This is a genomic window from Desulfurivibrio nitratireducens (genome assembly GCF_044068515.1).
Lineage (GTDB): Bacteria > Desulfobacterota > Desulfobulbia > Desulfobulbales > Desulfurivibrionaceae > Desulfurivibrio.
This window is the reverse complement of the sequence record NZ_JBIPKI010000057.1, coordinates 1-12,741: the sequence shown is the minus strand read 5'-3', so window position 1 is coordinate 12,741 and position 12,741 is coordinate 1. Positions and strand designations below refer to the sequence as shown.

Genomic DNA, 12,741 nt, shown 5'->3' with positions numbered 1-12,741 from the left:
ATTTTTAAAGGTGGCCCCTTTGCCATTGACCCGGCCCTGCTCGGATAGTATAAAACACGAAATCGTATTCCGTATTACCTGGCGGGCTGATATCAACTTATTAACAAATAACCACGAACAACAGCGGTGGAGTGGCCAGAAAGGAAGTGAAGAAAATTCGGGATAATGCCCGTCTTGGCTGGAATGGCCCGGCCAGAAATGAAACCCTGCGTCCGTCACTGGCGCTTAAATATCAGCCGGGTCCGGCATCAAACCGAAGTGGAGCTGGGAGTGATGGTATGGTCACCAAACCGGTAAACGTCCAGCAGCATCGCACCTTCGGGCGATCAGCCAAGTTTGCGGACACGGGGAACGCGGCGCTTGGCTGCTTGCCCGAATCCGCGGCCCTGCTGAGCGTTTGCAGTTCGTCAATTAAGCAAGAGATGGGACGCTGCGGACGGTTTTCCAAACTGAAGAGCAGCCTGGTCGCACTGGCGCTGTTGCTGGTCCTGACTGGGTGGCTCGGCGGCGGGGAAGCTTGGGCAACAGCCAATCATGCCACCCGCACTCTCACCGACATGGCCGGGCGCACGGTGACGGTGCCCCGGGAAATCAAGAGCGTGGTGCCCCTGAGCGGGGCCCTGCGCTTTATGGTGTATCTGCAAAGCCTCGACTTGGTGGCGGGGATGGAAAACGTGGAGGGTCGGTGGACCTCCCCCGGCCGGCTCTACGGCCTGGCCACCCGGGAAAAGGCGGCAGAGCTGCCGGTGATCGGCGAGGGCGGGCCCGGCCGACTGCCGGATTTCGAGCGGGTCATCGCCCTCTGGCCCGATGTCATTATCAGCATGGGCATGGATATTGACCAGGTGGAAACCATCCAAAGCAAAACCGGCCGCCCGGTTTTTGTCTTGAATTACGGGCTGCCGGGGGTGCTGGTCCCTGCGGAGGCCAAACTGGCGCTCGGCCTGCTGGGCGAACTGCTCGGTCGCGAACAGCGAGCGGAACAACTCCTCGCCTTCATGGATCATCTGGATGCCGATCTGGTCGCCCGAACCGGGGATATCCCCGCGGATCAGCGGCCGACGGTCTATGTCGGGGCCATCTCCCACAAGGGTACCCAGGGGATTACCAGCACCGCCGCCACCTATGCCCCTCTGGCCTGGGCCGGAGGCCGCAACGTGGCTGCTGAAGCCGGCCCCACCGGTCATATCTTCATTGACCCGGAGATGCTGCTCTGGTGGGAGCCGGAGGTGATGTTCATCGATGCCGGCAGTTTGGCCAAGGTGGCGGAAGATTATCGGCGCAACCCTCGATTTTACCATAAGATCGGGGCAGTGCGGGAAGGACGGGTGTTTTCGCTGATGCCCTATAACTTTTATCACACCAATATTGAAATCGCCTACGCCGACGCCTACTTCATCGGACGCACCCTCTATCCCGGGCGTTTCCGGGACATCGATCCCGCCGCCAAGGCCGACAAGATCTTTTTGAATTTTATCGGCCTGGCCGCCTACTCGGACCTGGCGGCGGAACTGCATGGCTTTGGTCAGGTGTTTTTTGAGGAAAAAGAGCTTGTTATCCGTTAAGACCGGCCAAGAAACCCTGCCGGCAGGGGCCGGCGCCCTGGCCGCCGGAAACTTCCCGGCGGGGACGGGCGCCATCATTGGATCCTACCGGCGCCTGCTGGGCTTCAAGGTCATTATCCTCGGCGGCCTGCTGACGGTACTGACCGGCCTGGCGCTGTTTTCACTGGCAGTCGGTTCACTGCCCCTCTCCGGGGGGGAAATCCTGGCGGTCCTCTGGAATGGCGATGCTTCCGGCCGGGCCGGGCACGTGGTCTGGAATATCCGCCTGCCCCGGACGGTGGCCGCCCTGCTGGCCGGAAGCGGCCTGGGCCTGGCGGGGGTGGTGATGCAGAATGTGCTGCGCAACCCCCTGGCTTCGCCTTTTACCATCGGGGTTTCCCAGGGCGCGGCCTTCGGAGCCGCTTTCGCCATTATTATCCTCGGGGCCGGCGAGGCCCAACGGGCCGGGGCCGGAGTGACCATCGCCCTGTCTCATCTGGTCGTAATCGCGGCATTTTGCGGAGCGGTGCTGGCAGTGAGCCTGATCATGCTGCTGGCCTCGCTGCGGGGGATCACCACCGAGGCGGTGATTCTGGCCGGGGTTGCCCTCTCCGCCTTTTTCGGTGCCTCCACCATGCTGCTGCAATATTTTGCCGACGACATGCAGGTGGCCGCCACCGTCTTCTGGACCTTTGGCGATCTGGGCAAGGCGGGCTGGCCGGAAAACGCCCTGATGGCCTTAACCCTCACAGTTTCCCTGCTTTATTTCCTGCTGGCCCGCTGGAATTTCAACGCTTTGCAGTGGGGGGACGAAGTAGCCCAAAGCCTGGGGGTCAGGGTCAAGCGCCTGCGGCTTTGCGCTTTGCTGATCAGCGCTCTGACCGTGGCGGTGGCCACTTCCTTTCTCGGCATCATCGGCTTCATCGGCCTGATGGCCCCCCATCTCACCCGCTTGCTGGTGGGGGGTGATTACCGTTTTCTGGTCCTCGGCTCGGCCCTGACCGGGGCTTTGCTGCTGCTGCTTTCCGACCTCATCGCCCGCACGGTTATGACCCCGGTGATCCTGCCGGTGGGAATCGTTACCTCCTTTGCCGGGGCGCCACTCTTCTTTTACCTGCTGATTCGTCGCGGCCGGAGGAGCTGAGAATGCTGGTTCTGGACGGAATTTCCCTCTCTCTGCAGGGGACCGAGATTCTCCGTGATCTCAGTTTTGAACTGACTCCCGGCCGGCTGGTGGCCGTGCTGGGGGTCAACGGCTCGGGTAAGTCCACCCTGCTCAGAAGCATCAACGGCCTTTTGCCGCCCCGGCGCGGGACGGTCCTGGTGGACCGGCAACCCCTGGCCGACCTGAGCGGGCGCGAGATTGCCCGGCTGATCGGCTACATGCCCCAGAAGGCCAACGGGGTCGCCTGCAGCGTCTTCGATGCCGTGCTTTTGGGGCGGCGGCCCCATTTCGGCTGGAGCGAAGGCGAGCGGGACCTGGCGGTGGTTGAGCGGGTGCTTAGGGTCATGGGCTTGGATAAACTGGCCCTGCGCGACACCAGCGAACTGTCCGGCGGGGAGTTGCAGAAGGTGTTGATCGCCCGAGCCCTGGTCCAGGAACCACAGGTGCTGCTGCTGGATGAGCCCATCAACCATCTGGACATCAGGAATCAACTGGAAACCATGTCCCTGCTGCGGAAAATCACCGGAGAGATGGATCTGGTCACCATCACCGTGCTCCATGACCTGAGCATTGCTCTGCGTTTTGCCGACTACTTCCTGCTGATCCGGGAGGGCCGGCTCTATGCCTGCGGCGGCCGCGAGGTGATCAGTCCCGAGGTCTTGCGGGAAGTTTTCGGGATGCATGCCGCCATCCGGGAAATCGACGGCATTCCGGTGGTGCTGCCCCTGTCCCCCTGCAGCTGAACGGCAAACGATAAACAGCGCCGCATCTTGGGACGATCGGCCCGCAAGCTACGCGGGGCCGGGCCGCTGGTCCGAACTGCGACCCTCCTTAACGTTTGCAACACGATGCACCAACAGGCTTCGCTTCTTGGTGAACGGATCTTTGTGCGGGGAGGGGGAGTCGGATAATTAACAACTTTGTCAGGAGGATTGACGATTATGGATAAACAAAAGGACAATTGGCGGCGATGCGTGGAGTTTCATGGTCACGAATGCCCGGGCCTGGCCATCGGCTACCGGGCCTGCGAGGCGGCGGTTGAACAGCTGGGGGTGAGCTTTTCCCGGGACGAAGAGGTGGTTTGCGTCACCGAAAACGACGCTTGCGGGGTGGATGCGATCCAGGTGTTGACCGGATGCAGCATCGGCAAGGGCAACCTCATCCACCGGCCCACCGGCAAGATGGCCTTCAGCTTCTTCTGCCGGCAGAAAGAGAGTGCCGTGCGCCTGGTTTTTCAGAAAACCCTCGGCGGCGAGGGCCTGGACCGCCAGGCCATGCAGCAAATGATCCTTACCGCCCCTTTGGCCGAGCTTTTCGCCGTCAATCAGCCCGCCTACCAGCCCCCGGAAAAGGCCCGACTTTTCAACAGCGTCACCTGTGAACAGTGCGGCGAAAACTGTATCGAACACGCCGCCCGGCTTCAGCAGGGCAAGATTGTCTGCCTGGACTGCGTGGCGCAGTACAGCAGGGGGTGGTAAGCCCAAACTCGGCATCGCCGCAGAACATTACCCGCAAATCGCCGCCATTTGGCGCCGCCCGCGCTCTTTCCGGTTTGACACCCCGGCTGCTTGTATGAAAAGATATACTCGCCAATGCGCGCTGCGGGGGCGCGGTCGGGCCGATTATATTTTTGCCATCCAGCTGCATAAATCAAACAAAACAGGGAGACGGGCGATGCCGGTAAACCGACTGGAGGCGGATCAAGTTTTTCAAGCATGCAACCTTGAACAATTGCAGTTCGAAACCACGGCGGATCTCGAGCCGATCAAGGAACTGAGTGATGCCCTGGGCCAGCCCCGGGCGGTGGAATCCCTGCGTTTCGGCACCGGCATGGAGCACCAGGGCTACAATATTTTTGTCCTGGGACAATCCGGCACCGGGCGCCATACCATGGCCGCCCAGGTCCTCGAACGCCAGCTCAAGAAGCTTTCTCCCCCCGACGACTGGTGCTATGTCAACAATTTCGACGACCAGTCCCGGCCGAAAAAGCTGCATTTGCCGGCGGGCAAAGGCATCCGGTTCACCAAGGACCTGGAAAAGATGATCAAGGATGCCAGAAGTGTCCTCAAGGCGAGCTTTGAAGGGGAAGAATACCAGCACCGCGCCCAAGCGATCGGAGAGGAGGTTAAAGAGCGGCAACACAAGGCCTTCAAGGAGATCAGCGACCGGGCTACAGAAAAAGGCCTGACCTTGCTGCGCACTCCGGGAGGGCTGGCCTTCGCGCCCCTCGACAAGGATGGCGATGTCATGTCGCCGGACGAATTCCAGCAACTGCCGGAAGAAAAACGGCAGAATTATGAAAAGGACATGGAAGGGCTCCAGGCCGAATCTCAGAAAATTCTGGAAAAGATCCCGCAATGGCAAAAGGAAATTCGGGAGAAAATGGAGGCCCTCAACAAGGAGATCACCGAAAAATCGCTCACCCAGCTCATCGATGGGGTGAAAGCGGAATATGCCGAAATCGCGGGCATTCCCGCCCACCTGGACGCGATGAAAAAAGACATTATGGACAACCTGCCGGCATTTCTCACCGGGGATCATCAGCAACAGCAGGGACCGATGGGGGCCAAGCCGCAGCAGTCGTCCATGCCCACCGGCGAAGAGACCGACATGGACTCGCCGGCCATGCGGCGCTACAAGGTCAACCTGGTCGTTGACAACAGCAAGCTGGAAGGGGCCCCGATTGTATTTGAAGACAACCCCACCTATGCCAACCTGGTGGGCAAAGTCGAGCACATGTCGATGATGGGGGCACTGGTTACCGATTTCAACCTGATCAAGGCCGGCGCGCTGCACCGGGCCAACGGCGGGGCCCTGATCATCGACGCCCGCAAGGTCCTGACCCATCCGGGCGCCTGGGACGGGCTGAAGCGAGCCCTCCAGTCCAACTTCATCAAAATCGAATCGCTGGCCGAGATGTACAGCCTGCTCAGCACGGTGATGCTTGAGCCCGAACCGATCCCCCTGAAGGTCAAGGTCATCATCATCGGCGAACCGATGCTCTATTACCTGGTCCAGCAGTTCGACCCCGAATTTTCCCAGCTCTTCAAGGTTGCGGCCGATTTCGATGTCCAGATGGAAAGAAACGGGGAAAACCAGGAGCTCTATGTCCGGCTGCTGGGCAACATCGTGGCGAAACAGAAACTGCTCCATTTCGATAAAAGCGCCGTCGGGCGGCTCATCGAGCAGAGTTCGCGGATGATGGGCGACAGCGAACGGCTCAATATCCGAATCCGCGACATCAATGACCTTATGCTGGAAGCCGACTACTGGGCCCGGCAGAACAAGCATGAAACGGTGCGGGCCGATGATGTGCAAAAAGCCATCGATTCCAAGGTATTCCGCTCCGATCGCCTGCGCCGGCGCATTCAGGAAGAGATCCACCGCGGCACCCTGCGCATCGATATCGAAGGGTCCCGGGTCGGCCAGGTCAACGGGCTGGCCGTCATGATGCTGGGGGATTTCGCCTTCGGCAAGCCTTCCCGGATCAGCGCCCAGGTGTACATGGGCAAGGGCGAGGTCATCGATATTGAACGGGAGGCCAAACTGGGCGGGCCGATCCATTCCAAGGGGGTCCTGATTCTGTCCGGCTTCCTGGGCGCCCGCTACGGCACCGAAATGCCGCTTTCGCTCAGCGCCTCGCTGGTTTTCGAGCAGTCTTACGGCGGGGTGGAGGGCGACAGCGCCTCCTCGACGGAACTGTACGCGCTGCTCTCGGCGATCGCGGAAGTGCCGATCAAGCAGCAGTTTGCCGTTACCGGCTCGGTGGATCAGTATGGCCGGGTCCAGGCCATTGGCGGGGTCAACGAAAAGATCGAGGGCTTTTTCGACGTTTGCCGCCATAAGGGCTTGACCGGCAGCCAGGGTGTCCTGATCCCCGCGACCAATGTCAAGCACCTGATGCTCCGCCAGGATGTGGTGGAGGCCATCGCCCGCCAGGAGTTCCACGTTTATCCGATTGAAACCATCGACCAGGGCATCGAACTCCTTACCGGACTGCCGGCGGGCGAACCGGATGAGCAGCACCGCTATCCCGAAGATTCGGTCAACGGGAAGGCCTTGCGGCGGCTGCGGATTTTTGCCGACAATATGAGCAAATTCGGCAAGGGCGAGGAGAGCCCGGGCGAGAGGGGCGACCGTGACTCGTGAAAATCAGCACTTCCGCGTCCGCCGCATCCTGGTTCCCGTGGATGAATCCGCCCACAGCCGGACGGCCTTGGAGGCGGCGACGGTGCTGGCCGCCGCCCTGCAGGCCGATATCAGTTGCCTGTTCGTGGAAGATGAAAAATTGCTGAAGCTCGCCCAGCACACCTTTTTCCGGGAGGTCTGCACCCATGAATGCCGGCCGCGGCCGGCCGAGGAACTGGAACGGGATCTCAAGCGGCAAAGCGAGCGCATTCGGCGCATGATCGCCGGGGCCATCGGCGGGATGGGAATAAGCTGGGCCTTGGATATCCGGCGCGGTGTCGTCGAGGCGGTGATTCTCGAACAGGCCACCTCGGCGGACCTGATCGTCATGGGGCGGCTGGGCCGCTCCCTGCTGGGTTCGACCATGGGCTCGGTGGCCCGTCACCACATCCTGCATGGTCGGGGGCAAACGATGTTCATCCAGGAAGGCTTCCGGCTGAACTCTCCGATCCTGACGGTCTTTACCGGCTCGGCATTAAGCCAAAGGGCGCTGGCGCTGGCGGCCGGCATCGCCGGGGTTATCGGGGGGGAGCTGGAAATCCTGCTGCCGGCCGCCGACCGGCAGAGCCTGCGGGAACTGAAGGCCGCGGCGGCAGAACATCCCGCCGCCGCCGCCGTGCGGAAAAGATATCAACCGCTCGATCTCCCCCTGGCCCGGGGGTTGCTTGCCCGGCTGTTTCAGTCCACCCAGCGGGAGCTGCTGGTCCTGCCGGCGGATGCCGCGGCCGATCCCCGCCCAGAGGGGGTGCTGGAGCTGATCAGCCGGATCAATAACCCGGTCCTGCTGATTCGCAACGAGCATCCGCCCCCTAACACCTGATACCACCCTGGCGACCGCCACTGAGCAGAAACAGGCGGTCGCCGGACATGGTGGCCAGCCGCTAATCCTCACCCTTGTCACCACGGCGCCGAGCAAAAGCCGATCGAGGGGCAGTTTCGCATTTTTTTCTTGTCGTAGCGGGCCAATTTGGTAGCCTAACCTGAATTATGCGAGAGCAAAACCACCAGCTTGGGAGAAGGTGGCATGACAAAACCGAATAACTCCACTGCTCATCACCAGCAAAACGTTAACCGCTCCGGGAACCGTAAACCCGCGAGCGGTTTTTTTGTGGGATTGATGCTACCTCAAAACGGTTCCCGGGGGTGCCAGTAGCTGTATAACCCCCCCGTTCAGGGTGATATACGGAAAAGCAAGTCGAGCAGTTTGTTGGGATTGCTTAAGATTGCTCGTGAAAATAAGTGGATAAATAGTTTGGCCGAGAATGGCGATGAAGTTGTTGGCCAAGGCAATTACCTGATAACCGATTTGGGCGGGTTATACAGATCTGTAGAATGGGGCGGATGAGCAGCGCGAGCCAAAAAGAAGGTGGGTGGTGATGCACCGCCAGGGCCAACAACGCGGATCGAACAGGCACGCAGCGCGCGATGCTCATCCGCCCCATTAGCCCAATGAAATGTGGGAGCATCAATGGCAAGAAAAAATGAATCACTTCTCGATGTACTTGCCCTTTTTCCTTGGTGGGTCAGTGTATTATTGTCTATAACTTCATATTTGATCCTGAAGTATTTAATTCCCTTAATAGATTTTCAGCAAAATGGACCAGCCGACATGACATATGTGTTTTACAAAGGCTTGGCAAACGCCGCGCCAATGTTAGCACCGATAGTTGCGCTATTTATATTGACACCGGCTGCAATATCAGCAATCAATTCCTGGCGAAAGCGTCAAGCGGATTATTCAGTTCATTCTCGAAAGTCGTCCACGTCTCGGAAAAGTCCATTGAGTCAGCAGGCAATAAGGACTGATTCCCCAAATGACAATAGTTTTACTGATTCAAATACTTTAATAACTGATATATATGACACAAATTCTTTAATGGGTGATACGGCCACAATCGAATTTAATTATGCTAATTATGTTCAAGGGCAAGAAGTAGAGACTGAAAGGGTAAAGAAAAAAACAGATTTGTCGATTGAGACATTAAAAAAAATCGAATGGTTCTCTTTTGAATTGTTCTGCAAAATCTATTATGAATGCATTGGTTATAGAGTAACTAAAACAAAGGCTGGCGCTGACGGGGGAATTGATCTTCTTCTTTATATGGAGGATTCTGCGGTGCCATACGCATTGGTCCAATGTAAGGCAAGAACACATAGAGATATCGGCGTCAACCATATAAGAGAATTGTTAGGAGTTATGACATCTGAAAAGATTGATAAAGGCATACTTATTACAAATTCTGGTTTTACAAAAGAGGCTTTTGAGTTTGCAAATGCGCATCAGATTGAACTCGTTGACGTATTTAAGCTATGGATGTTGCTCGAAGAACTTAATGCGGTTAAAAAGTCACATCTGGTTGATTTTCTAAGATCATCAGATTTCACAACCCCAACTTGCCCCAATTGCGAGGTTAAGCTGGTGGAACGAATTGCGAAAAAAGGAAATGAAATTGGGCAGAAGTTTTGGGGCTGCAAAAACTACCCAAGGTGTCACTATAAACTGCGAATGAATAAAACGGGTGGCTAACAAGCGTAAGCTGTCCTGAGATAATATTCACCTGACACTACCTCGTTTGGACAGCTTTAAAACTCACGCATACTTCTCAGGCACCGGGATCACCCTCGGCACCTTCCCCAAGGGATTCTCATCCACCAGCATCAAACAGCCGTAGCTTTTTTCCAGCCTTGCATAGGTCAGCACTTCTTGCGGGGGGCCGAGACCGGCCAGGTGGCCGTCGCTGAGCAGGAGCAGGCGGTCGCCGTACATGGCGGCCAGGTTGAGGTCGTGGGAGATCATGATGATGGTCACCCCCTGGTCGCGGCGCAGCCGTTCCAGCAGGTCGAGGATCTTGATCTGGTGGGCCGGGTCGAGGGCGGCGGTGGGTTCGTCGAGCAGCAGCAGTTGGGGCTGCTGGCACAGCGCCCGGGCGATGAAGACCCGCTGGCGTTCGCCGCCGCTTAGTTGATCCAGGCGGCGGTCGGCCAGGTGGGCGATCTCGGTGAATTCCATGATCTCGGCGGCCAGCCGGTGATCTTCCTCTTTTTCCAGTTCCCAGAGCCGCAGGTGGGGCGAGCGCCCCATCAGCACCGTTTCCGCCACCCGGAAGGGAAACTCCGCCGGGCTCTGCTGGGGCACTACCGCCACCCGGCGGGCGAATTCGCGCCGGGGCTGCTCCCGGGGTGATCGGTCGAAAACCTCCACCCGGCCCGCCGCCGGGGCCAGCAGGCCGGCGATGGCCTTGAGCAGGGAAGTCTTGCCGCTGCCGTTGGGGCCGATGATCAGGAAAAACTCCCCCGCCGCCACGGTGAAAGTCACCCCGCTGAGGATCGGCCGGCCCTGGTAGGCCAGGGTCAGATTGTCGGCGCTTACCAGGTTCATGGCCTTGATTTCCAGAGCAGAAAGATAAACAGCGGCGCCCCGATCAGGGCGGTGACGATCCCCACCGGCATTTCGCCGCCGGCCGGCAGCACCCGGGCGAGCAGGTCGCAGCCGATCAGGTAGGCCGCCCCGCCCAGCAGGCAGGCGGGAATCAGCAGGCGATGGTCGGGGCCGACCAGCAGGCGGAAGGTGTGGGGCACCACCAGGCCGACGAAGCCGATCAGCCCGGCCTGGCTGACCACGATGCCGACCATGAAGGAGGTCACCGCCAGCAGGGTCAGGGAAACGGCCCGGACATTGACCCCCATGGCGGCGGCGGATTCCTGCCCCATCAGCAGCAGGTTCAGGGGCCGGGCCAGCAGCAGCACCAGCAGCATCGCCGGCGGCAGCAGGAGCAGCAGGGGCAACTGTTCCCGGCCGATCTGGGAAAGGTCGCCCATAAGCCAGAAGAGGGCATGGCGCAAGCGGGTGTTGTCGGCCAGGGCCAGCAGCAGCATGATCAGGGCCCCGCAGAAGGCGTTCATCATCACCCCGCCCAGCAGCAGGGTGTCCTTGCCGGGGGCATGGCGGCCGCCGGCCAGGCTCAGGACCAGCAGCAGGGTGGCCATGCTGCCGGCAAAGGCCAGCAGGGAAACCCAGGGAAAGGCGGCAAGGCCGACCATCATTCCCAGCAGGGCGCCCACTGCCGCTCCGCCGGAAATTCCGAGGATATAGGGTTCGGCCAGGGGATTGCGGAGCAGGGCCTGGAAGACCAGGCCTCCAAGGGCCAGGGTGGCGCCGGCGGCGGCGGCCAGCACCACCCGGGGCAGGCGGATCTGCCAGATGATGGCGGCGCTGACCGGGTCGGCTTGCTCGCGGCGGAAGATCAGGGTCCAGAGTTCGCCCGGGTTGAGGCCCGAGGAACCGGTGGCCAGGCCGAAAAAGACCGCCAGCAGCAGCAGGGCCCCGCTCAGCAGGATGAGCAGCAGCATGGTTTTGAGCAGGGAAGGGAAGGGGACCGGCATCGGCTCAGCGCTCCGGCTCGGCAGCCGCCGGGGCGGGCGCCATGATTTGCGGCTGGATCAGCCGGGCCAGGATTTCCAGGCCGTCGAGCAGTCGGTGGGTGGGGCGGTCGAAGAGATCGGCGTCCACCACGTGGACCCGGCCGTTCTGCACCGCATTGAGCTGGGGCCACTGTTCCCAGGCCCGACGCAGTTCCTCCGGGCTCTGGCCCCCGGCCATGGAGGTGATTATGGTCACCTCCGGCTGCAGGGTCAAAATCTGCTCCCAGCCGAAGCGGGGATAGGCCGGCCCGCCGGCGGCGGCGTTGCGGCCCCCGGCCAGGATGATCAGCTCATGGAGGAAGGTCTCCTCGCCGACGCTGACCATGGGGGCGGCGTCCACCTGGAAGAAAACCAGGGGCCGGTGCTCGATCTGGGCGGTTAGCCGGCGCAGCCGGGCCAGGCGGGCTTCCATGTCGGCCACCAGAGCGGCGGCCTGGGCTTCGGCGTTGAGGACTGTGCCCAGGGCGCTGAGGCTGGCCTTGATTTCCGCCAGGTTTCTGGGGTCGATGGCGAAGACCGGGATATTGAGGGCCTCCAGGCGCTCGATGACCCGGCGGGGGTTGCCGTCACGGGTGGCCAGCACCAGATCGGGCCGCAACGCCACGATCCGCTCCAGGTCGGGCTGGACGTAGGAGCCGATCCGGGGAATTTGTTTGGCCGCGGGGGGGTGGTTGCTGAACTGGGTGGTGCCCAGGAGAATTTCCTCCCGCTCCAGGGCGAAGATCATTTCGGTGATCCCGGGAGCCAGGGAGACCACCCGCCGGGGCTCGGCCGGCAGGGTGACGCTGCGGCCGGTGGGGTCGGTGATTGCCCGGGTTGGGCTTTGGGCATTGACTGCCGCCGGCCACAGGGAGCAGAGCAGCAGCAAAATAAGGGTTATTTTCATTAATTAACTCGCTGGTTTAGCGCGACGGGTTTTTAAATCCGCTAGGCGGTATTTTTAACCACAGAGGACAGAGAGGCCACAGAGATTTTTTTTAAGGAAAACAGTAATATCTCCAGTTATCTCTGTGTACTCTGTGCTCTCTGTGGTGATTATTCCCGGTGTTTTCTACTCTATAGCAAAACGGATCGGCACCTGGACCCACATGGCCACGGCTTCGCCGTTGCGCCGGCCCGGTTCGAAGCGCCAGTCCCTGACCCCTTTGAGGGCCGCCCGGTCCAGCAGGGGGTGGCCGCTGGAGGTGGCGACTTCCAGCTCCTCGACCCGGCCCTGGGCATTTACCAGCACCGCCAGCAAAACCGTGCCCTGGTAAAACCGTTGCCGGGCCGCCGGGGGATAGGGGGGCGGCGGGTTTTCCCGGTAGAGGGGGCGGGCCATGATGATTTCCGCCGTTTCTTCGGCCGCCGCCATCGGCCCGGACTCTCGCGGGGGGGCGGGTGCCGGGGCCATCCACCACTGCCGGGTGGTCAACATCAAGG

General features: G+C 60.4%; 11 protein-coding genes. 7 read left to right on the top strand and 4 right to left on the bottom strand.

Annotation, left to right across the window (positions count from 1 at the left end):
- Positions 1–422: 422 nt before the first annotated feature.
- The 7 genes from ACHHTY_RS10975 to ACHHTY_RS10945 all read left to right on the top strand — a co-directional run bounded on the left by ACHHTY_RS10975 (position 423) and on the right by ACHHTY_RS10945 (position 9,424).
- A complete protein-coding gene (locus tag ACHHTY_RS10975) occupies positions 423–1,565 on the top strand; it encodes an ABC transporter substrate-binding protein (RefSeq protein WP_395494190.1) in 1,143 nt (380 codons plus the stop codon).
- A complete protein-coding gene (locus ACHHTY_RS10970) occupies positions 1,552–2,688 on the top strand; it encodes a FecCD family ABC transporter permease (protein ID WP_395494189.1) in 1,137 nt (378 codons plus the stop codon). The genes ACHHTY_RS10975 and ACHHTY_RS10970 overlap by 14 nt, the downstream gene beginning before the upstream one ends.
- A gap of 2 nt (positions 2,689–2,690) precedes the next feature.
- Complete coding sequence (locus ACHHTY_RS10965) at positions 2,691–3,452, top strand: ABC transporter ATP-binding protein (protein WP_395494188.1); 762 nt, start codon at positions 2,691–2,693, stop codon at positions 3,450–3,452.
- Between the two features lie 198 nt (positions 3,453–3,650).
- Positions 3,651–4,187 carry an FmdE family protein gene (locus ACHHTY_RS10960; RefSeq protein ID WP_395494187.1) on the top strand — a complete coding sequence of 179 codons (537 nt, stop codon included), beginning with the start codon at positions 3,651–3,653 and terminating at the stop codon, positions 4,185–4,187.
- Between the two features lie 196 nt (positions 4,188–4,383).
- A complete protein-coding gene (locus ACHHTY_RS10955; protein WP_395494186.1) occupies positions 4,384–6,858 on the top strand; it encodes a Lon protease family protein in 2,475 nt (824 codons plus the stop codon).
- Positions 6,848–7,717, top strand: a complete 870-nt coding sequence (locus ACHHTY_RS10950; protein ID WP_395494185.1) for a universal stress protein — start codon at positions 6,848–6,850, stop codon at positions 7,715–7,717. Before ACHHTY_RS10955 ends, ACHHTY_RS10950 begins: the two co-directional genes overlap by 11 nt.
- A 648-nt stretch (positions 7,718–8,365) precedes the next feature.
- Positions 8,366–9,424, top strand: coding sequence for a restriction endonuclease (locus ACHHTY_RS10945; protein ID WP_395494184.1), 1,059 nt, complete (start codon positions 8,366–8,368; stop codon positions 9,422–9,424).
- A gap of 63 nt (positions 9,425–9,487) precedes the next feature.
- Here the strand turns inward: ACHHTY_RS10945 and ACHHTY_RS10940 are convergent, their stop codons facing one another.
- The 4 genes from ACHHTY_RS10940 to ACHHTY_RS10925 form a co-directional block, all read right to left on the bottom strand.
- The gene (locus ACHHTY_RS10940; RefSeq protein ID WP_395494183.1) at positions 9,488–10,276 is read right to left on the bottom strand and encodes an ABC transporter ATP-binding protein; all 789 of its coding nucleotides are present in this window, start codon (positions 10,274–10,276) and stop codon (positions 9,488–9,490) included.
- Complete coding sequence (locus tag ACHHTY_RS10935) at positions 10,273–11,280, bottom strand: FecCD family ABC transporter permease (protein ID WP_395494181.1); 1,008 nt, start codon at positions 11,278–11,280, stop codon at positions 10,273–10,275. Before ACHHTY_RS10935 ends, ACHHTY_RS10940 begins: the two co-directional genes overlap by 4 nt.
- A 4-nt stretch (positions 11,281–11,284) precedes the next feature.
- Entirely contained in the window at positions 11,285–12,205 is a 921-nt protein-coding gene (locus ACHHTY_RS10930) for an ABC transporter substrate-binding protein (protein WP_395494180.1), read from the bottom strand.
- A 165-nt stretch (positions 12,206–12,370) separates the two neighbouring features.
- On the bottom strand, positions 12,371–12,741 hold a 371-nt coding region (locus tag ACHHTY_RS10925), incomplete at its 5' end, for an energy transducer TonB (RefSeq protein ID WP_395494179.1).

Bases quoted from the DNA above. Each gene is read 5' to 3' on its own strand.
- ACHHTY_RS10975 (WP_395494190.1), top strand. From the start codon at position 423: ATGGGACGCTGCGGACGGTTTTCCAAACTGAAGAGCAGCCTGGTCGCA.
- ACHHTY_RS10965 (WP_395494188.1), top strand. From the start codon at position 2,691: ATGCTGGTTCTGGACGGAATTTCCCTCTCTCTGCAGGGGACCGAGATT.
- ACHHTY_RS10960 (WP_395494187.1), top strand. From the start codon at position 3,651: ATGGATAAACAAAAGGACAATTGGCGGCGATGCGTGGAGTTTCATGGT.
- ACHHTY_RS10955 (WP_395494186.1), top strand. From the start codon at position 4,384: ATGCCGGTAAACCGACTGGAGGCGGATCAAGTTTTTCAAGCATGCAAC.
- ACHHTY_RS10945 (WP_395494184.1), top strand. From the start codon at position 8,366: ATGGCAAGAAAAAATGAATCACTTCTCGATGTACTTGCCCTTTTTCCT.
- ACHHTY_RS10940 (WP_395494183.1), bottom strand. From the start codon at position 10,276: ATGAACCTGGTAAGCGCCGACAATCTGACCCTGGCCTACCAGGGCCGG.
- ACHHTY_RS10935 (WP_395494181.1), bottom strand. From the start codon at position 11,280: ATGCCGGTCCCCTTCCCTTCCCTGCTCAAAACCATGCTGCTGCTCATC.
- ACHHTY_RS10930 (WP_395494180.1), bottom strand. From the start codon at position 12,205: ATGAAAATAACCCTTATTTTGCTGCTGCTCTGCTCCCTGTGGCCGGCG.